At 35.0% G+C, this 23,576-nt stretch carries 14 protein-coding genes; 9 read left to right on the top strand and 5 right to left on the bottom strand.

Going from position 1 to position 23,576, the window contains the following annotated elements; translation table 11 throughout:
* Nucleotides 1-84: 84 nt before the first annotated feature.
* The 5 genes from Q0822_RS01630 to Q0822_RS01610 all read left to right on the top strand — a co-directional run bounded on the left by Q0822_RS01630 (nucleotide 85) and on the right by Q0822_RS01610 (nucleotide 8,744).
* A complete protein-coding gene (locus Q0822_RS01630) occupies nucleotides 85-939 on the top strand; it encodes a T9SS type A sorting domain-containing protein (protein ID WP_299119295.1) in 855 nt (284 codons plus the stop codon).
* A gap of 132 nt (nucleotides 940-1,071) precedes the next feature.
* Nucleotides 1,072-3,264 carry a glycoside hydrolase family 3 N-terminal domain-containing protein gene (locus tag Q0822_RS01625; protein WP_299119292.1) on the top strand — a complete coding sequence of 731 codons (2,193 nt, stop codon included), beginning with the start codon at nucleotides 1,072-1,074 and terminating at the stop codon, nucleotides 3,262-3,264.
* Nucleotides 3,265-3,270: 6 nt separating this feature from the next.
* The gene (gene rhaM / locus Q0822_RS01620) at nucleotides 3,271-3,585 is read left to right on the top strand and encodes an L-rhamnose mutarotase (protein ID WP_299119289.1); all 315 of its coding nucleotides are present in this window, start codon (nucleotides 3,271-3,273) and stop codon (nucleotides 3,583-3,585) included.
* A 103-nt stretch (nucleotides 3,586-3,688) separates the two neighbouring features.
* Complete coding sequence (locus Q0822_RS01615) at nucleotides 3,689-6,142, top strand: Ig-like domain-containing protein (RefSeq protein ID WP_299119286.1); 2,454 nt, start codon at nucleotides 3,689-3,691, stop codon at nucleotides 6,140-6,142.
* A gap of 166 nt (nucleotides 6,143-6,308) precedes the next feature.
* Nucleotides 6,309-8,744, top strand: coding sequence for a BNR-4 repeat-containing protein (locus Q0822_RS01610; protein WP_299119283.1), 2,436 nt, complete (start codon nucleotides 6,309-6,311; stop codon nucleotides 8,742-8,744).
* A 101-nt stretch (nucleotides 8,745-8,845) separates the two neighbouring features.
* Here Q0822_RS01610 and Q0822_RS01605 read toward each other — a convergent pair whose 3' ends face one another.
* From Q0822_RS01605 to Q0822_RS01585, 5 genes are read right to left on the bottom strand one after another with little or no spacing between them, the layout of a single operon-like run.
* Nucleotides 8,846-9,874, bottom strand: a complete 1,029-nt coding sequence (locus Q0822_RS01605) for a Gfo/Idh/MocA family oxidoreductase (RefSeq protein ID WP_299119280.1) — start codon at nucleotides 9,872-9,874, stop codon at nucleotides 8,846-8,848.
* Nucleotides 9,861-11,126 carry an MFS transporter gene (locus tag Q0822_RS01600; RefSeq protein ID WP_299119277.1) on the bottom strand — a complete coding sequence of 422 codons (1,266 nt, stop codon included), beginning with the start codon at nucleotides 11,124-11,126 and terminating at the stop codon, nucleotides 9,861-9,863. Before Q0822_RS01600 ends, Q0822_RS01605 begins: the two co-directional genes overlap by 14 nt.
* 1 nt (nucleotide 11,127) lies before the next feature.
* Nucleotides 11,128-12,528 (bottom strand): four-carbon acid sugar kinase family protein, encoded by a 1,401-nt coding sequence (locus Q0822_RS01595; protein ID WP_299119275.1) that lies wholly within the window; start codon nucleotides 12,526-12,528, stop codon nucleotides 11,128-11,130.
* Entirely contained in the window at nucleotides 12,528-13,160 is a 633-nt protein-coding gene (locus tag Q0822_RS01590; protein WP_299119273.1) for a cyclase family protein, read from the bottom strand. Before Q0822_RS01590 ends, Q0822_RS01595 begins: the two co-directional genes overlap by 1 nt.
* A 3-nt stretch (nucleotides 13,161-13,163) precedes the next feature.
* Nucleotides 13,164-14,213, bottom strand: coding sequence for an isocitrate/isopropylmalate family dehydrogenase (locus tag Q0822_RS01585; RefSeq protein ID WP_299119271.1), 1,050 nt, complete (start codon nucleotides 14,211-14,213; stop codon nucleotides 13,164-13,166).
* Between the two features lie 215 nt (nucleotides 14,214-14,428).
* Between Q0822_RS01585 and Q0822_RS01580 the strand changes: the two genes are divergently transcribed.
* The 4 genes from Q0822_RS01580 (at nucleotide 14,429) to Q0822_RS01565 (ending at nucleotide 23,497) form a co-directional block, all read left to right on the top strand.
* Nucleotides 14,429-17,230: an alpha-L-rhamnosidase gene (locus tag Q0822_RS01580; RefSeq protein ID WP_299119269.1), complete on the top strand. Its 2,802-nt coding sequence runs from the start codon at nucleotides 14,429-14,431 to the stop codon at nucleotides 17,228-17,230.
* Between the two features lie 3 nt (nucleotides 17,231-17,233).
* Entirely contained in the window at nucleotides 17,234-20,005 is a 2,772-nt protein-coding gene (locus Q0822_RS01575; protein WP_299119266.1) for a family 78 glycoside hydrolase catalytic domain, read from the top strand.
* Nucleotides 20,006-20,089: 84 nt separating this feature from the next.
* On the top strand, nucleotides 20,090-22,015 hold the full coding sequence (locus tag Q0822_RS01570) for a hypothetical protein (RefSeq protein WP_299119263.1): 1,926 nt from the start codon (nucleotides 20,090-20,092) through the stop codon (nucleotides 22,013-22,015).
* Nucleotides 22,016-22,051: 36 nt separating this feature from the next.
* Nucleotides 22,052-23,497: a sulfatase gene (locus Q0822_RS01565; protein ID WP_299119260.1), complete on the top strand. Its 1,446-nt coding sequence runs from the start codon at nucleotides 22,052-22,054 to the stop codon at nucleotides 23,495-23,497.
* The last annotated feature ends 79 nt before the right edge of the window (nucleotides 23,498-23,576 follow it).

Below are 23,576 nucleotides of genomic sequence, written 5' to 3'. Positions count from 1 at the left end.
GCTAATATTGGTAGTAAATTAATCTATAATTAATATTTATAACAGAAAGTACATTAAATATTTTTTTAACTAAAAACAATGAATATGAAAAAAATTACTTTAAAAATTAGTGCATTTGTACTATTTGCTCTGTCTGCGCTTCAAGTACAGGCTCAGAATTGTCCTGAACTATGGCTTGAGCCAGGTGTTTATAAACTTGCAACATGTGGATTGACTACGGAACTTTACATGACCATCGATGGTTCTTCTGGTGAGTTAGTATGGTCTGACGAATTAGCAGGCGATGATGCAACACAACTTTGGACTGTAATAGACCATAGAGAGCCAGCTTCCTCTGGTTATGTGGAAATTACAGCAGACATCACCCCTGGTCCTGGAGCCTTTACCATGATTGTAGATCAATCAACTTATGATGGGTCCGGAGCAGATCCTGAGATTAGAGTTAATGTTAGACCTGGTCTGCCGATAAGTGATACAAGTGATCCAGACTACGGTTATGACCAGTTTCAAAGAAGAAAAGCGACTGGTTGGAGCGGCAGTGGAAACAATGCATTGTTCGCTAAACCTGTAGGACAAGGAAACTTAAGATATAGCGTACCTCCAACGGCAGCAGGTGATCAAGTACTGTTTCAAAATGGGGGTACAATTAACGATATTCGTTTCATTCTTGTTACTGCATTAAGCACTGAAGAGTTTGATACAAGTTCTGTTGTTATCACTAACCCTGTTAAAGATGAATTATCAATAGAGGGCTTAAATCAAAGCATTAAGCAAATTGCTATTTATGATTTACTTGGAAAACAAGTCATTTCTAGTAGTCTTGAAGATGACGCTTCATCTACTAAATTAGATGTAAGTACACTCACTAGTGGTATGTATATTGTAAAACTACAAGGAGAGAACGGTGCTAGTTTTACAAAAAAAATAGTAAAAGAATAACATTACATATTTGATATAAAATGTTTTTTTAGATCATCCCATCTTTTGTATTACAAAAGATGGGATGATTTTTTTGATAAAGAATTATCCTTATTATAGTCTTGTTACCAATAGTTTTTAATCCAAGTTATTATGAATAAAACGCTAGTATTACTGTTTATAACTTTACTACATTTTCCATTTAGTGGAATATGTCAGACGGGTTGCGATTCAAAACCTTGGTTGAACACTGAGTTAAGTTTTGATGCACGTGTAGAACTACTAATCAATTGTATGACTTTAGATGAGAAAATATCACAATTGATAAATGCGAGTAGTGAGATAGAACGCTTAGATATTAAATCCTACGACTGGTGGAATGAAGCTTTACATGGTGTTGCTCGTGGTCCAAAAGCTACTATTTTTCCTCAGGCTATAGGTCTAGCTTCTACTTTTGATACAGAATTAATCGAAGAGATTGGCAGTGTTATTTCAGACGAAGCAAGAGCCGTTAATAATCATTTAGTAAGGAACAATGGAGAGTTTATTCGTTATATGGGACTTTCCTTTTGGAGTCCAAACGTTAATATTTTTAGAGATCCACGCTGGGGAAGAGGTCAGGAAACCTATGGAGAAGACCCTTTTCTATCTGGACAAATTGGTGCGTCTTTTATTAAAGGAATGCAAGGCAACCATCCTAAATATTTAAAGACAGCAGCCTGCGCAAAACATTTTGCGGTTCATAGTGGGCCAGAAGCTGATAGGCACAGTTTTAATGCTGTTGTTAATAGCCAAGATTTACATGAAACCTATTTACCTGCTTTTAAAGCATGTGTAGATGCTGGTGTTGAAGCGGTGATGTGCGCCTATAACAGAACCAATAATGAAGCCTGTTGTGGTAGCCAAACCTTACTACAAATGATTCTAAGAGATAATTGGAACTTTAAAGGACATGTAGTAAGTGACTGCGGCGCAGTACGCAATTTTCATAGAGACCATGGTCTTACTAAAACACCCGCAGAATCTGCGGCATTGGCCTTAAAAAGTGGTACAAATTTAAATTGTGGTAATACCTACAAACAACTTAATGAAGCCTACAGTCAGGGACTTATAACAGATGAAGATATTGATAATGGTTTGCGTCCATTATTGAAAACACGGTTTAAATTGGGAATGTTTGATTCTCCTGAGTTAAACCCCTATTCAACTATTGGTTTAGAAGTAATTCATTCAGAAGAAAACATAGAACTCGCTAAAAAAGTAGCTCAAAAATCGATAGTGCTTTTAAAAAATGACAATGTCTTGCCGTTGAAAAAAGATATCAAACAACTATATGTGAGTGGCCCACTGGCAGGAGACATAAGAACCTTAATTGGGAATTATCACGGTTTAGGAGATAATTTAGTAACCTTGTTAGAAGGTGTAGTTGGTAAAGTGTCTCCAATTACCAGAGTCCAGTATCGTGCAGGAGCAATGATCAATCAGTCCAATAAAAATAAGGGAGATAATTATAGTCATTTAGCAGCAAAGGCTGATGCAACGATTGTCGCTTTAGGATTGACCATAGTTATGGAAGGAGAAGAGAACGAAGCCATCGGTTCAAGCAATAAAGGTGATAATATTACCATGCAATTGCCTGAAAATCAAATTGAATATTTAAGAAAAATGAGAGGTAAACACAATAAGCCTTTAATAGTAGTTGTGTTTGCTGGTTGCCCTTTAGATTTAACTGAAGTGAGCGAGTTAGCTGACGCAGTAATTTATGCATGGTATCCAGGAGAGCAAGGTGGCAATGCCATAGCAGATGTTATTTTTGGAGACATTTCTCCATCTGGTAAATTACCCATAACCTTTCCTAAAAATAAAGAACAGTTGCCAGCCTATGAAGACTATAGCATGAAAGGAAGAACTTATAAGTACATGACTAAAGAGCCTTTATATCCTTTTGGTTATGGACTTACGTACTCAAAGATGTCAATGACAAATGTTAATATTGATTCTGAAATCATTAAAAAAAATACAACTCAAACAATTGAAGCTACAATAACCAATGAAGGCAATCGCACTATTGAAGATGTCATACAATTGTATATAACTTTAAAAGGCAACGATGAAGGTGTTCCATTAGCATCGCTTAAAGATTTTAAGCGCATTACATTAAAACCAAAAGAATCCTTAAAAGTTAGTTTTAAAATTGACTCTAATGCCTTTAATTATTTTGATGATCAGGGAAATACAAAAAGACATAAAGGAAATGCTGAAATTATTGTAGGTAATGCTTCTCCAGGAGCCAGAAGTAAAAATTTAGGTGCGCGCTTACATACTATTAACGTTAAAGTAAAATAAGGAACTATGCAAAGACTTGCTTTTAAAATGAAACTGAATAAAGGGCAGAAAGCACTGTATAAAAAGCGTCATGATGAGTTATGGCCAGAACTTAAAGCACTCTTAAAAGCTAATGGTGTTAGTGAGTATTCTATTTTTTTAGATGAAGAAACACATACGTTGTTTGCTTTTCAAAAAGTGTCAGGTTCTGGTGGTTCTCAAGATTTAGCTTCTAATACTATCGTAAAAAAATGGTGGGATTTTATGGCAGATATTATGGAGGTGAATCCAGATAATTCACCAATATCTGTACCTTTAGAAGAAGTGTTCTACATGAAATAGATTTTTTAACTATTTCTCAGGATAGGTCAGGATACTATTTTACATTGTTATAATTATTTTTATTGAATTCTTCAAGTTTGAAGAAAAAAGAAAAAGAAAAAGCATGAAAGAAAACACACTCAGTATAAGGCTTTTAAGGAAAAACTTATGCCTTTTTCTCACGTTGTGCTTTGTTCAACTTCAGTTTGGACAAGTAGTTTTAGAAAATGAAGTACATATTACTGATTTTGGTTTACACTTTAATGGAAGTAAAGTGCCAAATACATCATCTGATAATGGAAGTACCACTACTTACGATTATGTTTTCGGACGAAACATTTCTGCACATGGTGATTGTATAAAGACTTACGGAGATTATGTTTTTATGACTTGGTATCGTGGTGGAAAAACAGATAGACATGTCATGTTAACGCGATACAACACCGTAACTGGTACCATGGCAACAATAGAGTTTCCGCACACACACACTGGTTTTCAAAATAAGTGGTGGCTCGGAGAATCTCACAATACTATTGCTGTTGGTGTAAGTCCTTTAGACGGAACCATACACTTATTGTACGATATGCATGCCTATAGTGCAACAAGACCATCAGATGGGAGTTTAGCCAATGATTATTTTAGATATTCCTATTCAATAGCAAATACAGCATCGCTTTCTGATGCCGAATTTACCTTAGATAAATTTGTTCAGAACGGAAGTGGTGGCTACAAGCATTTAAAGTTAACAGGTAACGAAAATCAAAATGAATTTGATGGATTAACCTATCCATCTTTTTTTCTAAACGATGCAGGAGAACTTTTGATGAACATGCGTGAAGGCGGAAATAATAATGGCAAGTATAAGTTCACTAAATACAATGCAACGACTTCTATGTGGTCTAATTTTATAGATTTTAACGCACTGAATGCTCAAAGTCAAACAGGTGTCGATTTTAATTGGGGACTTTATGGTAGCATAAAGTACGTCAATGGTAAAATGCGAATCGGTTTTCAACGACGCTCTGCAGATAATAATGACAGGTACCAATATCAAAATGGTGTGTATTATGCTTATTCTGACGATCAAACTGGGGCATCAAATTGGAAAAATCATGAAGGCACTAGTTTTAGCTTACCATTATACGATGCCGACTTAATTAAAGTAATGGAGCCTGGAGATTATGTGCAAACAACCCTAGCTAATCAAGTTTATATCGTACAAGGTTTCGATTGGACGGTTACCGATAATGGTGATGTACACATCATCAGCAGAGTAAGAGATAACGAATTTAATGTGACTAAGAATTTGCATACTTATAAACCGGCTGGTGCTACCGATTTTATAACCTCAGAAAACTTTTCTGGTGCGGATGCTATTTACACTGCTGGAGATGATGTCTTTATTATTGGTTTAAGTAGTGGTAGAGTTAAAGTTGAAAAAACGGAAGGTGGCACTAATAATTTTACTACAGTATATCAGGCTACTTCTGGAAAAACCTTTGACCATGGTCGAGTACACATAGATAATGGTAAGTTGTATTATTACATGATGGAAAATGCCTCAGGTAGTGCGCAACCATTATACCTACAAATTATTGATTTAGATATTATACAAGAACCATTTAGAGTATCGCTAACCTCTCCGTTTGATGGTGAAACTTATGATATAGGAGAAACTATTCAAATTTCAGCAGATGCAGTTGATGAAAATGGAAGTATCTCTAAAGTGGAGTTTTTACTTAATGGAGCAGTGTTTGGAGAAGATACCACAGAACCTTACACTTTAGATTGGACACCAACTACGGAAGGCGCTTATGATATTCAAGCTGTAGCTTATAACGCAAGTAATGCAACTGTGAATTCTACTGAAATTACAGTTAATATTCAAGTTTTTGATCCAACTGATTTAACAGGTGATATTTACCGCATCAAGAATTTCGTCACAGGAAAGTACTTACATTCCGTAGGTGCAGATGTCGTAGAGGCTGATGATGGTACCAATGTCGCTCCTGGCGATAAAGAATGGGAGTTTGTACTGGCTGGTGCTTATTATAATATAGAAAGTAAAAGATCTGACCGAGGAATTTTAAGGTCAGCAGGAAATCCTGCAAATGATATCATTAATACTGGTTTTGCCGCACCAAGAGAAGATTCCGATAAACAATTTACAGTAATTTATAATAGCAATGATGGCACATATCAGTTTGAAACTCGAAATGGTTCAAACTACATATACCATAATGCTAATGGTGTTATTGAACATGTCGGAAACACAGACGATAGATCAAAATGGATCGTAGAATCAACAACGCTCAGTACTCCTGAGGTTGAAGCTGATGTTTTTACGGCAAAGATTTTTCCAAATCCAGCTGAGGACGCGTTTACAATTCAGTTAAATAGTGTCAATAAAGCCAATGTTATAATTTACAATATGCTCGGAAAAATTGTTTATCAAGATACTATGGATTCTGATAAAATTAATATTGAAAATAATGGGCAATTCAAATCAGGACTATACCTTATAAAAGTAGTGGATGAAAATCAAAGGGTTTTTCATACCAAGCTTATGATTAGATAAATTATAAATAACACTTAATTGCTTAAAGAAGCTAGAGGTTTAATAGCTCTAGCCTTTTTATTTATCTGTAAACGAATTTAAACTTAAATTATTAAACTCACCTGATTGTACAGGATTGTTTAAAGGCATTTTCACTGTAATTTTAAGTGTTTATATTTTAAATACTATGAAAGAAAAATACTTTAAGATAAGTTGGAGTATCAAATATGTCTGTTTACTTTTATCATTAACTACTTATTTTATTTCTGCTCAAGTAGTTCTAGAAAATGAAGTTGAAATTACAGATATCGCTTTACACTTTGATGGTGTACAAGTAAATGATGAATCGGCACCAAATTCAACTACAGGTTACGACTATAAATTTGGGCCACAAATCTCGGCCCATGGAGATTGCATAACCACGTATAATGAATATGTGTTTATGACTTGGTATAAAGGCGGTAAAGCTAATAGAAATATGATGCTAACCCGTTATAATACCATTACAGGAACCACGGCTACCATTGAGTTTCCGCACAAACATACAGGTTGGCGTAATATATGGTATATTGGTGAATCTCATAATACCATTGGTGTAGGTGTAAGCCCTTTAGATGGAACCATTCATCTGCTTTTTGATATGCATGCTTATACCAATACCAGACCTTCAGATGGAAGTTTAAGCGATGATTACTTTAGGTATTCGTATTCTGTCGCAAATGCAGCCTCAGTTCCTGATGCAGAATTCACCTTAGACAAATTTGTTCAAAATGCTAACGGTGGTTATAAGCATTTAAGTTTAAACGGTGTCGAAAATTATGGTGCATTTTCTGAGCTTACTTATCCGCAATTTTTTCTAAATAATCAAGGAGATTTGTTTTTTTCGATGCGAAAGGGCTCAAGCTCAAATGGAGGGTATCACTTCGCAAAATATGATGCAGCTACATCCACTTGGTCTGATTTTATAAAGTTTGCAGATAAAAACGCTAGTAATTTTGGTCAAGATTATAATTGGGGAATGTACGGTAGATTAAAATATGTTGGTGGAAAAATTAGAATCGGTTTTCAACGACGTTCTGGAAATAATACAGATAAGTATCTGTATCAAAATGGCGTATATTATGCGTATTCTGATGATCAAAGTGGTGCCACTAATTGGAAAAACCATGAAGGTACAAGTATTACTTTACCGCTACGTAACGCCGATGAGATAAAGGTGATGGAGCCAGGAGATTATGCACAAACCACCCAAACAAATCAAGTCTATATTGTAGGTGGATTTGATTGGACGGTTACCGAGAATGGTGATGAACACATAATTAGTCGCGTTAGGGATGATGAATTTAATGTGACCAAGAATTTACATACTTACAGACCAGCAGGTGCTACGGATTTTATTACTACAGAGAGTTTTTCGGGAGCAGAAGCCATCTACACGGCTGGTAATGATATATTTTTAATTGGTCTAACAAACGGTCGCATTCGAATACAAAAAGCTGCAGGTGGCACTAATAATTTTACAACGGTATATCAGCCTACAACAGGCAGAACATTCAGACATGGTAGAGTTTATATAGCGGATGGTAAATTGTACTACTATTTAATGGAAAGTGGGCATTCAGATGATACAAGACCATTGTATTTACAGATAATTGATTTAGATATCATTCAAGAACCATTTAGAGTATCATTAACGTCGCCGTTTAATGATGAAACTTATGACTTAGGTGAAACAATACCCATTTCTGCAGATGCCGTCGATGAGAATGGAAGTATTTCTAAAGTAGCGTTTTTGCTTAATGGTGCGTTGTTTGGAGAAGACACCACTGCGCCATATACTTTAGATTGGACACCAGATACAGAGGGTGCTTACGATATTCAGGCTGTAGCCTATAATGCAAATAATGAAACTGTAACTTCTAACGAAATCACTGTTAATATAGAAATTGATGATCCGACAGATTTATCAGGCGATATTTATAGATTGAAAAATTTTGTAACTGGAAAATACTTAATGTCTGATGGTTCTGCTGTTGTTACTAGTGACACGGGAGATGGTGTGGTAAGCGAATGGGAATTTATAGCTTCTGGCTCAGGTGATTATTACAATATCGATAATGGTGAAAGAGGCATCCTAAGATTTGCGGGAGGTTCAGCTGGCACCATGATAAGCACAAATTTTACTCCGCCTAGAGTTGATGTTGATAAAATATGGACTGTTATACCTAATGCAGATGGTACCTATACGTTTGAAACTAGAAATGTTAATAGATATTTGTATCACAATATTGACGGCACAATTATTCACTCTTCAAATAACGATGATAGAGCCAAATGGCTAGTAGAGTCCACAACATTAAGTACTCCAGAGGTAGATGTTGATCCTTTTTTAGTAAATATTTTTCCTAATCCGACTAATGATAAATTTACAATAGCATTAAACGGTTTTAATGATGCGACAGTTACTATTTACGATATTTTAGGTAAGACTGTTTATACAAATTCTATTACAGCAGGTGCAATAGAAATAGATACAGATAATAAATTTAAGTCTGGGATTTATATCATAAGGGTTATTGGCGATAATCAACATATATATAATAGTAAAATAGTTATTGACTAGATAGATATAGCCCTTAAATTAAGTCTTGGTATTGGCATAATAATTTATTACAGATTCAGGGAAAGTTTATCTTTTCTGGCTTTTGTTTGTATTATAATTAATTAAAAAAAAATAGGTCTATTGATTTCTGCAGATTTATAAACAGCGTCTTGAGCTTGTAGGGTTTTTAAATAGTTTTCTCCGCTGGTTTCGAACTTATCTCCAGAAATAAGTTTATCAATAAAATCCCTCTGGAAGATATAACAACAATCACCAGCAAAACCAATATCGTTGTGCACATACTCATGTTTTTTCTCTTTTTCTCCTAAATGTTGAATAGTAATGTTTCCATCAGAATATAACCGAATTGAGCCTTTAGAGCCATCAATTAAATATTCACCAAAAGTATAGCGCGATTTTTTGAAATTGTTTTCATTATATCTATTTGCGTCCCAAATAGCATGAGAGTTGTTTTCAAAATTTAATAACATTAAACCTGAATCTTCTCCCTTAATAACTGGGTTCAACCTTTTTAAAATAGCATATATACTTTTAACTTCTCCGGCATGATAACGGAAGGTATCTATAAAATGCACACCCGTTTCATAAATAAGCAACTTTTTATAATCTCTAAAATAGGGTTGCCTTGCTAAATAGGCATCTTCTCCCCAACCATCTCCCATACGAGACCTAAAGTTAAGACTAAAAAGTTCTCCGATTTCGTCATGATTTATTATTTTCTTTATTTCTCTATGCCATGGTTGAAACCTGAAATTTTCGTGTACCACAAATCGAACATTTTTTTTAGAAACATAGTCCACAATTTTTTGTGACTCCTCAATAGTTGGAGCCAAAGGTTTTTGACAAATTATATGTACACCATGATCTGCAGCAAACTTGCACATTTCAAAATGTGTTTCGGGTGGTGTTATGATGTCTACAAAATCTGGTTTTTCTTTAAGAATCATTTCTTTATAATCTGTATAGTGATTCTTAACACCATAAGGTTCCATAATACCTTTTGCACGTTCTAAATTTGAATTACAGAGTGCCGTTATTTCAACTTCAGGAATACGAGTCCACGCTTCATATTGAAACTTACTAAAATATCCTGCTCCTATAGCAACCCCTTTTAATTTAGATGTCATCATTTAGTTTTTTGTTTGGGTTCATAAAAGACCAACAGAATATAGCTATTACTCCTAAGACAGCCGCAACATAAAAGAAGGGTTCGTCAGAGCCTGTCCAATCGCGTAAGTAGGGAAATGCCAAAGCTGTTGAAAATGCTCCTAAATTCCCTGCCATATTCATCATACCAGATACTTTACCAGAATTCTCTTCACCAATATCCATGCAGAACGACCAAGATGGACTTAAGGTCATGTCGGCACCAAAAATAGCAACTGATAAACATAAAACAGATGCTAAAGCAGTGTCCATATATAAACTTGATAATATGCCAATTACTACTAAAATAAAACCAATGGTAGCTGGTATTTGTCTGGATTGTTTCCATTTCCCTTTTTTATAAATGCTATCTACCATAAAGCCAGACACCCAATTTCCTACCGCACCAGCTAATAGAGGTAGCATAGCGTAAAAACCAGTTGTTACCAAGCTAAGTTCATATTTGGCCTTTATATAAGGGAATAACCACGTTAACATAAAAAAGAAAATAAAGTTGCTTCCTATGTACTGAATCATAGCCAGTATCACGTTTTTAGACCTTAAAACCGTTTTTATGGGCAGATTTCCTCCTATTTTTTCAACTTCTTGCTGTCTATTTTTTACAATATATTCTTTTTCAATATCGGATAAACCTGAGTGTTCCTCTGGTTTATTTCTGAATAATGTAAAAAACAATACAGCGAAAACGACTCCTATTGCACCGAAAAAATAAAATATATTTTTCCATCCCCAAACATCAATTAAGTATGCTACTAAAGGCAAAGCGAAAGCAGCACCTAGTCTGGAACCAGAAAAATTTATACCTTGAAAGATGCCTCTTTCTTTTGTAGGCACCCAAGAAAAAGCGGCTCTTGAAATATTTGGAAAGGCTCCTGCTTCTCCAGCTCCAAAAACAAACCTAAAAAACAGCATAGAAATATAATTCCATGCAACTCCTGTTAATGCGGTAAAAATTGACCATAACACCATAATTGTGGTCATTACTCGTCGCACACCATATTTATCTCCTAACGTGCCTCCAGGAACCTGAAATAAGGCGTAGCCCAAAGCAAATGCACTTAAAACCCATCCCATTTGAATATCGGTAAGACTTAAATCGGCACTTATTGAATCTTTTGCTGATGAAATACACACGCGATCAACATACAATAAAAGCGTTATTAAAAATGATCCTAAAAAGAAACCATATCTTTTTGTTGGTATGCGAGTGCCCATATTATGATAGTTTAGTTATTACTTCTTTTAATGTATTCGTAGTTCCAACATTACCTGGAAATACGATAAAATGTAATTTTGGGAATTTGGTATCATTTCCCATTTTCCAAACAGGAATACCTTGCTTTATTTGCCCAATGACTTCAGAACGTTTCATTTTTAAACCTTTAGTAGCCAAATCATGTGATGTAATACCACCTTTGGCAATTAGGTACTTAGGTCTTGTTTTTAAACCATTGATAATACTAACCAATGCGTTAGAAATAGTGGATGCTATGTTTATAGTCGATGAAGCATCTTTTCCGGTTACTAATTTTCTACTGGTAAAGACAATAGTATCCTTACCAGATTTTAAATTGGTATCTGTTTTTTGAATTATAGATGTTATGTAATCCTTTGAAGCATCTCCTAAAATACTTGCTATATCTACCTCAATTATAGTATTCGAATCAAAAAGTTCTAAGGCCTTTTTAAGTTGTTCTGATGATTTTTTAACATAAGAGCCAACAACGGTTAATCCACCATGACTGGTTTTATAGCTTAACAAATTATCCTTATCAATTAAGCCCTTTGACTCTAAACCGATATAAGAAGGTATAAATGAACTTGACGTTCTATAAATAACATGTTTACCAGATTTTTCAGCAAGCAATAAGGCATGTGCAACTTTATCTAAATCGCAATAATTTAGGCTATTAAAAATACAATAACGACCAGTTGGAATTTTGAGAATACTTTCGGAAAGGACTTCTGTATCTGCATTTCTAATGCTGTCCAAAGAAAAAGAATACACCTCTGAAGATTTGATTTCTCCTTGAGATTTTTCCTCAATATATGCTTTGAGATTTGATTGTGAATATTTAAAAGAATGATCTTGCGCAAAAGGTGTTTCACTAACTGGTATTAGAGCATCTCCTTCAATAATAAAGTGTGTGTCATTTAAGGTAACCCTATGGCCTTCAAACATTACCGGAATAAAAACAGAAATAGCTTCGTCTAAGCCCAAAGAATCTTTAAGTGTATTAGGTTCCAACGGAAAATGGCCGCGTAAAGTAGAATCACTTCTACTTACAAGCGTAAAATCTTTACCAGTAATTTCAGAAGCTTTTTTAATGTTATGAGCTATTTCTTTATAGATTTTTTTTGAATGTTCAGCACTTAAACTCCTAGAGTTTGTTAGAATAAAAAATACTGAAGATTGCTTTAGTTCATAAACCAAAGTATCAACATCCCATGTTGTTAATAATGGTATATTATAAACGGTTTGATTACCAGTAGGATCATCATCTATAACGATACAAGCTTTGTTGTTAGCCTCGAATAAAGATTTATTTTTAGATCTAAAATTAGTGCTGTCTTCTTCAGGTAAATTATTTAATATGTCTGTAACTGGTATGCTCATTAATACTTTTCAATAGCTATAACTCGTGCTGGCGCACCATCGCCCTCTCCTATTTTTAGAGGTAAAGCAATTAATTCCACACAATTTGATTGTAATTTTTCAAGATTGGTTAAGCCTTCTATAATCACAACTCCTTTTAATAATATTTGATGAATTTTAGTAACTTCTTCAATATTATTCACGTCAGCAACTGAAGGTGGTTCAACACCAATCATTTTCACTTTATTTTCAACACACCAATTAGCTAAATCTTCACTTATTCTTGGTAAGTCGTCTCTATATTTTGAGGTGTTGACATATTTTGACCAATCAGTCCAAAAAATTAAACTATCTCCAGAGGAAAATGTATTCAAAATATCTTTAGAAATATGAGATACTGTTATTAATCCCTTTGGACCTATTTGACGAACATCAACAACCCAAGCTTTACCTACAAAGTCTGAAACAGGGATTTTATCAATAGTTTGATTACTTACATTAAAATGAATAGGGGCATCCATATGTGTGCCGCAATGCGAATAGAAAGATAAAGTACTTGCGTTCCATCCGTCTTTTTCAATAGTTCTACTAGTTTCCTTTGAGAAGCCTGTAGAACTATTTGTATAGGTTAATGTAAGATCAACAATTTGCATTTTTTAAAGGTTTTTAATAACTGCATCTGCTACATCGGATGTTTTTGCATTTCCACCTAAATCAATTGTTAAAACACCCTCAGAGGTAGATTTATCAATGGCTTCCATAATATTATTAGCAGCTTCAACTTCGCCTAAATGCTCTAACATAATGGCTGCAGACCAGATTTGCCCATAAGGATTCGCAATATTTTGACCGGCAATATCTGGTGCAGAACCATGAATAGGTTCAAACATTGATGGAAATTCTTTTTCAGGATTAATATTACCACTTCCTCCAAGACCTAGACTTCCCATAATTGCTCCACCTAAATCACTTAAAATATCACCAAAAAGATTAGTTGTTAAAACGACATCAAAAACTTCTGGTTTTAAAACAAAACTAGCGGTACAATTATCAATATACATTTGATCATGCACTACATCTGGATATTGTTCGGCCACTTCTCCAATAATACGATCCCAATAAGATAAACTGTTAATCAAGGTATTGGACTTCGTAATATGCGTTACTTTGTTGCGTCTTTTTCTAGCCAATTTAAATGCAAAATGTGCCACACGTTCAATACCTTTTCTAGTAAAAACACTAGTATCTATTCCCATGCCGTTAGCCTCATCAGGTAAATACTGACCTCCCATTTGAACAAATTCGCCTTCTACATTTTCTCTAATAATAATAAAATCGATGTGCTTTTCAGTTCTTAATGGTCTTTGTACACCAGGATACGTTCTCACAGGTCTGTAATTGACGTATTGATTAAAAGTCGTTCGAACTTTAAACGTATAATCTTTTGCTGGAAGTGTATCATCAACAGCTGGTAATCCTACTGAACCAAAATATACAGCATCAAAATTTTTAAGTGTTTCCAGGCCCTCATCTGGAAGGAATTTCCCATTCTTTAAATAGTATCCTGCGCCCCAATCAAAGGTTTTAGATGTTAAACCAAAGTTATGCTTCTTGGCTACTGCTTCTAAAACTCTATAGCCTTCAGGTACAATTTCATTTCCAATGCCATCACCTGGGACAACCGCAATATTGTAGTTTTTACTCATAATTAATTATTTTTTTGATTGTATTAGTGTATTTTTTTGCATCATTTAATTGTTAAATACCAAATTTAAAATATCATTACCTAAAAACTGACCTGTACTTTCTGTTTAGTGAATACCCAATTGTACAGGATAGTTTTTATTGAAAAAAATTAGACTTTGGTAATTACTATGTCAATCTTAGAAGAGCTTTAAAAATATAGCTCAGTGTATGTAAAATGAAACAATCAAAAAAATCAAAACTTCCCTTATTATTTTGGTGCTGCATTGTGTCATTTTTCGTTTGCGTGTCGTGCAATCAGGAAGAAATAAAGAGACCTCAATCTTTAAAGCTTTCTGAAAATTTTGTAAACCCAATAGGCTTTTACAATGCTAATCCAACATTTTCATGGCAATTACCGGTTTCAGAAGACATTAAATCACAATCGGCATACCAAATCGTTGTGGCATCTTCAGCGAATTTATTACCAAATAATCCAGATTTGTGGGATTCTAAAAAACAAAAGAGTTCTCAATCTACTTTTGTAAAGTATCAAGGTTCGGAATTACAATCTCGACAAAAGGTGTTTTGGCAAGTACGCTATTGGAACCAAGATGAAAAGGCTTCAGATTGGAGCGACATAAATACTTTTGAATTAGGCTTGCTGCATAATGCCGATTGGAAAGCCAAATGGGCAGGATTAGATACTGCAAAAGATAGCATTAAAGGCGTTCGAAAATTTTTAATGCACAGACCACAATATTTAAGAAAAGGATTTGAGTTGTCTTCGGATGTTGCTTCTGCAAGATTGTACATTACGGCAAAAGGGGTTTTTGATGTACATTTAAATGGAAAAAATGTAAGTGATGATGTCATGCCACCAGGTTGGACGCCATACAATCATCGCATAGAAACATTGACTTATGATGTTACAAGATTTTTAGAAACAGGAAATAATGCAATCGCTGTAGAATTAGCTTCTGGATGGCATTCAGGAAGAATTAGCAGAAGAACTGCACTTTACGATAATTTTTCATCACCCAAAATTCTTTGTCAGTTAGAAATAACGATGAAAGACGGTTCTAAACAAACGATTATATCAGACGAATCTTGGAAAGGTACTACTAACGGACCAATACGATTAGCAAGTATTTATGATGGTGAGGTTTACGACTCAAATTTTGAAATTCCAAATTGGAGAAATGCGGAATTCGATGATGTGTCTTGGGAAACTTTAGAAGCAGAATCAATGTCTTTTGACGTAAAACATGAACCAAAAAGACATCATACTGTAAAAAATAAAACCATTATTGATGATGTAGAACTAATTTCAGCACATGATAATTTAGCTATTTTTGATTTAAAACAGAATATGGTTGGCGTGCCCAAGCTAAAAGTACCCATGAAAAAAGGGGATACCTTAAAAATTCGTTTTTCTGAAATGTTATTAGCAGATAGAACATTCTACACCAAAAATTACCGTTCGGCGCATTCCACAGATTATTATATAGCATCTAAAGACGGCGTTATAGAATACACACCTAAATTCACCTTTCACGGTTTTCAATATGTGGAATTAAGTGGTTATGATGAACAAGTAAAACCAGAATCAAATTGGGTTCAAGGTTTGGTACAGCATACAGATTTTGAAGATAAAGGTACATTTACATCATCACATGATAAGCTGAATCAACTTCAAGAGAATATTACTTGGGGTTTGCGAGGTAATTTTTTCGATATTCCAACAGATTGCCCGCAACGCGATGAACGTTTGGGTTGGACAGGAGATGCTCAAGTCATTGCGCCAACAGCATTGTTTAATTATGATACACATGCATTTTGGACAGCTTGGTTGCAAAGTTTAAGAGAAAATCAGTCTGAACACAAAAACGGTTTAGTACCTTTTATAGTGCCAGATGTATTGCAAAACAAAAACGGAGGTTCTGGTTGGGGAGATGCCTGTGTTATTGTCCCTTGGGATATTTACAATATCACAGGAGATATTACAGTACTTGAAGAAAGCTATGAATCGGCGAAAAAATGGGTTGGGTACTATCAATCAAAAGTTAAAAAGAAACCTTATATACCAATAATGCATTCGTTTGGAGATTGGTTACAACCTTATCCATCTGAAACACTTAAAAAAGCAAATAGAGGCGATACACCAAAAGAGTTAATTAATACGGCTTATTTTGCGCATTCTGCGCATTTAATATCTAAAATTGCTGGTGTTTTAGGCAAAACAGATGATGAAAAAAAATATGCAGCCTTATATAAAACTGTTGCTAATGCATTTGAAAATGAATTTTTTGATGAAAACGGAAAGTTTAAACAGGACAGACAAACCCAAACAAGTTATTTGCTAGGCATTTATTTCGATTTATTTAAACCAGAAACCAAACTAAAAGCACAAAACCACTTGCTTGAAGAAATTAAGAATGCCGATTATCATTTAGGAACAGGATTTTTAGGAACACCACTTCTACCAAAAGTTTTGGATGATATGGGCGAGATAGATTTGATGTATAAAATCCTTTTCAAGGAAACCTATCCATCTTGGTTTTATTCTATAAATCAAGGAGCAACCACTATGTGGGAACGTTGGAACAGCTACAGTAAAGCTGACGGCTATAATCCGCAAAGTATGAACAGCCTTAACCATTATGCATACGGAGCCATTGGCCAATGGATGTACGAGCGCATAGCTGGTTTAGCTTCATTAGAACCAGGATACAAGAAAATTAGAATTGCACCTTTACCGAATGCCGAGTTTTTAACATCGGCTTCTGCAAGTGTAAAAACCCCTTATGGAAACGCATCATCATCATGGAAAATAGAAAATAGTACTTTTAACCTTGATGTTGTGATTCCACCAAATACAACTGCTGAGATTCAAATTCCTTATGGAATACAAGATAATTTAATCGTAAATGGAAGTGCTTTCAAAGAAACTTCAAATTTAAAATTAATCAGTTCTGATAGTAATTCAATAAAGATTGTAGCAGAACCAGGAACATATAACTTTCAAACTAAAATTTAAATCATGTTTAAAAAATCAAATTTCAAATATTTCGCATACGCTTTTGTCTTTTTGAGTATAACAATGTCTTGTGACTCTAAAGTTTCATTAGAAAGCGCAAAAGATTTGACTATTTCCGAAGGGTTTGAAAATCCATTAGGCTTTTATGATGCTAACCCAACATTTTCATGGCAATTACCTGTGTCAGAAAGCAATAAAAGTCAGTCTGCTTATCACATTGTAGCAGCGAGTAACCCAGATTTACTTCCAGATAATGCCGATTTATGGGATTCTCAAAAACAGAATTCAGAGCAATCAACTTGGATTACATATGGAGGGAAATCACTCGAATCTCGCCAAAAAGTATATTGGCAAGTGAAATATTGGAATCAAGATGGTGAAGCATCAACGTGGAGTGAAACCAATCATTTTGAATTGGGTTTATTAAACAATAGTGATTGGAAAGCCAATTGGGTTGGTTTAGATACCGCTAAGGACAGTATTCGCGGACGAGAAAAAGTACTGATACACAAACCACAATATTTAAGAAAAGGATTCGAATTATCCGGAGATGTAACTTCAGCACGCTTATACATTACTTCGAAAGGCGTTTTTGATGTGTCTATAAACGGTGAAAACGTTTCAGACGATGCGATGTCGCCTGGTTTTACAACTTACGATAAGCGCATTGAGACCTTGACTTATGATGTTACGAATTTAATAGCATCTGGGCAAAATACCATTGGTGTTGAACTGGCTTCGGGTTGGTATTCTGGTCGTTTACTTTGGGGAACCACACCATGGGATAATACAATTTCACCAAAAGTTTTAGCACAGTTAGAAATGACCATGAGTGACGGTTCTAAAGAAATTATTGTTTCTGATGATAGTTGGAAAGGAATGACCAACGGTCCACTTCAGTTTGCAGAAATCTACGATGGCGAAATTTATAACGCGAATATGGAAATGCCTAATTGGACGACTAATAATTTTGATGATAAAACTTGGACGAAAGTTGAAGTTGCAGCTATTGATACAAATGTGAAGTTAGAACCAAAACGTCATACTTCTGTAAAAGAAAAAGTTGAATTAGCGCCACAAAACATCACAAATAATGATGGAGCGGTTGTGTTCGATTTAAAACAAAATATGGTAGGTGTGCCTGTTGTAAATGTTCCAATGAAAAAAGGAGATACCCTTAAAATAAGGTTTGCCGAAATGCTATCACCAGATGGTACGTTTTATACTGAAAATTATAGAAGCGCACATTCTACAGATTATTATATTGCCGCTAAAGATGGAGATATTGAATATCAACCAAAATTTACGTTTCATGGTTTTCGATTTGTTGAATTAAGTGGATTTGATACCTCAGAAACACCAACGAAGGATTGGGTAACAGGTATTGTGCAGTATTCTGATTTTGAAGATAACGGTACGTTTACCTCTTCGCATGAAAAACTAAATCAACTACAAAGCAACATTGTTTGGGGTTTGCGAGGAAATTTTTTAGATATCCCAACCGACTGTCCGCAACGTAATGAACGTTTGGGTTGGACAGGAGATGCACAAGTATTCGGGCCAACATCCATGTTTAATGCCGATGTATATAAATTCTGGGCAAGTTGGTTGCAAAGTGTAAGGGAAGCACAACTAGAGGATGGTGCCATTCCGTGGACGGTTCCAGATTCAAGAGGAAATAAAATCGCAAGTTCAGGTTGGGGTGATGTAGGCACAATTATTCCTTGGAAAATTTACATGCGAACTGGCGATGTAGGTTTTTTAGAAGATAATTTTGAGATGATGAAAAATTGGGTTGGGTATCATCAAAAAAAATCAAATAACCATATTTCTAATATGATGTCGTTTTCAGATTGGTTGCAACCTTTTCCTGAAAGTGGTAATAATAGAGGAGACACCTCAAGGAATTTAATCGGTACGGCATTTTTTGCGCATTCTGCAAAATTAACGGCTCTTACTGCCGAAGTTCTTGGTAAAACAGAAGAGCAAGCTAAGTATGAAGCACTATATCAAACCGTAGCAAAAGCTTTTGATGATGAGTTTTTTGATGAGACTGGAAAAGTAAAAGGCGTCACAGAAACCCAAACATCTTATTTGTTGGCATTAGCATTCGATCTATTACCTGAATCTAAAATTAAGAACGCGCAGACTAATTTATTGCGTAAGCTTAAAGACGCTGACTATCATCTAAGAACAGGCTTTTTAGGAACACCATTGTTGTCAAGAGTTTTAGACGATATGGGCGAAGTAGATATGGTCTATAAATTATTATTCAATGAAACCTATCCTTCGTGGTTTTATTCTATCAATCAAGGTGCGACAACAATTTGGGAACGTTGGAATAGCTACAGTAAAACCGAAGGTTACAATCCTATGAGCATGAATAGTTTAAATCATTATGCCTATGGTGCCATAGGTGAATGGATGTATGAACGTATTGCAGGTATTGCACCTTTGGAAGCAGGATATAAAGTCATTAAAATTGCGCCTCAAGCCAAAGAGCCATTAACATCGGCTTCGGCAAGTTTAAACACACCTTTCGGAAAGGTATCGTCTTCATGGGAAATTAAGGATGGGAAGTTCGATTTGGAAGTGGTAATTCCGCCAAATACAACGGCCAAAGTAATTATACCTGCTGACACAAGCCAAGCACTCGAAATTGATGGAAAAACGTTTGAAGATAATTCAAATATGAAGTTGAATAACACAGGAAAAGATGCTTTTGAATTAGAAGTGCAATCTGGGACATACACATTTCAATCAAAACTTAAATAAGTTGAAAAAATGAACCTAAAATTTGTAATCTGTTTACTTCTAGTCTCAAGTTTATTTTTGAATGCCCAATCGACAAATTTCAATATGTCAATTGTTGATGACGACGTTATTTTTATGGAAAATAATGGCATGGTAGCCGTTGAAGCCGAATACTTTAATAAACAAAGTAAATCAGAAATTAGACAATGGTATATCACGTCTAAAGACGCTGTATCTCATGTAGGTCGAGATGACGATACGCAACATCATTCAGGTGCAAGTAATGCCGCATATATTGAAATATTACCAGATACGAGAGTCACGCATTCTGATAAGCTCATTCAAGGAGAAAATTTCTCTAATAAAGCAGGTGAATTAGGCATTTTGCATTATAAAGTCAGAATAAATAATCCAGGACGCTACTATGTTTGGGTGCGCGCTTTTAGCACAGGAAGTGAAGATAACGGCATACACGTTGGATTAAATGGTGAGTGGCCAGAACATGGGCAACGTATGCAATGGTGCGAAGGAAAAAATAAATGGACTTGGGAAAGCAAACAACGTACAAAAGAAGAACATTGTGGTGTGCCAAAACAAATCTATTTAGATATTGAAAAAGCAGGTATCCACGATATCCAATTTAGTATGCGCGAAGATGGTTTTGAGTTTGATAAATTTATCCTAACAAAGGACAGCACATACATTCCAAAAGATGAAGGGTTAAAGGTCACTACGCTTTGGCCTATGCAATCGTACTACAAACAAATTGCAGCATCCAACATTGAAAATAAGACCTTACCTATTGATGATTTTCCTATAAATGGCACAGGATTTTACAAGCATGCAGGTGGCAAATGGCTAGGGATTAATCCAAACAAGCAAAAAGAAGCACAAACATCAACACCTTTTACATTTAAAAATGGAAACTACGATTTGATATTTGTTAGTGTGGGAGAAAATGATGGACAATCTGAGTTCAGAATTCTAATTAATGATAAAAAATTAGGCATGTTTAAACCGCCATTATCAAACGATGTTTTTGAAGAAGGCGAAAATAATAATGCGCTTTGGGAAAATGTAAAACTTAAAAAAAGTGATAAAATTAAAGTCGTAGCAAAAATAGCCAGTGCTGATGGAAAAGAATGGGCGAGAGCACGTTGGTCGGGAATCATTTTTGCGCCAGTGGGTAAAGGTAAAGCGATTATAAAAACACCATTCAAAAGCAACATAGATGTGGTGCGAAATTCTGTACCTGTAATTAAAGCGCCTGCAGGTCGTATTGCCATTGTAGCAGATGGTAACTCACCAGACCCAGATGACCTTGGAGGTACTGCAGTTTCTATTGCCTTGTTAAGAGCTGCTGGACTCGAAAACAGATTGGTGCATTACTCACATAGTTGTGATTTGATAAGAAATCAAAGAATTTCTGAGTCGGCTGAAAAAGAGCGTCATGCTTTAATGCAAAGTTGTTGTGATGTTACAGCAAGACGATGGGGCGGTTTTGAGTCACTCACATTTCTAGATGCGAAGTGGAAAATGGAAAAGACGATTAAAGATTTAGCACATGCCATAAGTGTTTCTACTGTAGATGACCCACTTTGGATTATCGAAGCAGGCGAACCAGATATTATCGGATTTGCCCTAAAAGCTTCACCAAAAGAGAAACACCAATTTGTCAAAGTGGTGACACATCATTCAGCAAACGACGATGCAGGAGATTTCTACGAATGGCAAGATATATTAGATTTTGGAGTAGAAGAAGTTCGGATTCCAGACCAGAATATTAAGCTAAAAGTTAAACTTGAAGATTGGGATTGGGCGAAAAATCATCCTGACCCTAGAATTCAAGGCATATGGATTCAAGGAAAATTGGCAGAACTAGATAATATCGTAAAATTCCAAAAAGGAAAATGGGATTGTTCAGATGCAGGTATGGTATTATATTGGATTACAGGAGCTACAAATGGCGGATTAAAACAAGGAAATGTTGACAATGTCAAAAATATCTTATTAAACTATATAGAAAAGTAGTACGAATCAATATCGCATAAGACAATGGTTATAAAAATGAAAAAAATTATAGGTTTACTTCTCATACTATGTGCTTGCACATCAGTTTCTGCTCAAAAAGAGAAACCCAATGTATTAATTTTTTATGTAGATGATTTAAGAGCAGAATTAGGTTGTTATGGAAGCGAAACGGCAGTTACACCAAACATAGACAAACTAGCGTCAGAAGGTGTTATGTTTAACAAAGCTTATGTACAACAAGCCATTTGTGCACCTTCCAGAATGAGCACTTTAACAGGTTTGCGTCCAGAAACACTTGGTATTTATAGTATTTTCACACCACTGCGTAAAGTGCATAAAGAGGTTGTTTCTATGCCACAATTATTCAATGACAATGGATACAAAACGGTAAGTATTGGTAAAGTATATCATCATGGTAGTGATGATAAAAACCAATGGACAACCTATTTCGAAAAAGAAGCAAACAGTTACCATAAACCTGAAAATATAGCATTAATGGAACGCCTAAAATCTGAAGGTGTAAAACCGTTAAAAGGACCAGCTTTTGAAGATGCAGATGTCGCAGACGAAGCCTATAAAGACGGACGTGCAGCTAATTATGTCATAGAAACTTTGAACAAGGTTAAGGACGATAATTTTATAATGTTTGTAGGTTTAAGCAAGCCACATTTACCTTATAATGCACCTAAGAAATACTGGGATTTATATGATAAAAATGATTTTAAAATTCCATCAAGGCAAAAACCAGAAGGCGCTTATAGGTTGGCACTACCCAAATGGGGAGAATTAAAAAGCTATCACGGAATTCCTACAGAAGGCGATTTAGATGATGATTTAACACGAGCGTTAATACATGGTTATCATGCTTCAATTAGTTATGTAGATGCCCAAGTCGGTAAAGTCATGGAAACCTTAGAAAAGCTAGATTTAAGAAAAAATACCATGGTAATTTTCATGAGTGACCATGGTTATAAAATTGGAGAATACGCGTTATGGTGCAAGCAATCTAATTTAGAAATAGATGTTAGAGTGCCTTTAATTGTGAGTAGAGAAACGAGCTATAAAAATAGAGTGACTGGCAAAACTTCTGATGCCTTAATAGAGAATGTCGATATCTTTTCTACGCTAGTTGAGTATTGCGGTTTAGAAGGGCCAGATTCTGACGGCAAAAGTTTTCTTTCGGTTGTAGACAAGCCCAATAAAAAATGGGATGAAGCCGCATTTAGTGTTTATGCAAGAGGCAAAAAAATAATGGGTTGTACAGTTACCGATGGCAATTGGCGCTATACGGAATGGAGAGATTCTGTAACGAATGAAATATTAGAAGCAGAACTATATGAGCATAAAAATAGTTTGTTAGCTTATGTTAATTTATCAGGAAATAAAAAGCATCAAAAAATAGAAAAGAAACTGAAAAAACTATTAGAAGAACAGTTTCCTAGAAATCAACCGTTTTTGCAAAATGATCAGCCAAGAAGATGATGCATATTTATAACCTAATTTAATTCACATTTTTATCATTAAGATTAACATAGTCAGAGCATGACACTACAGGATTATA

The organism is uncultured Winogradskyella sp. (assembly GCF_947496485.1).
Classification (GTDB): domain Bacteria; phylum Bacteroidota; class Bacteroidia; order Flavobacteriales; family Flavobacteriaceae; genus Winogradskyella.
This window is presented reverse-complemented; position numbering and strand designations above follow the sequence as displayed.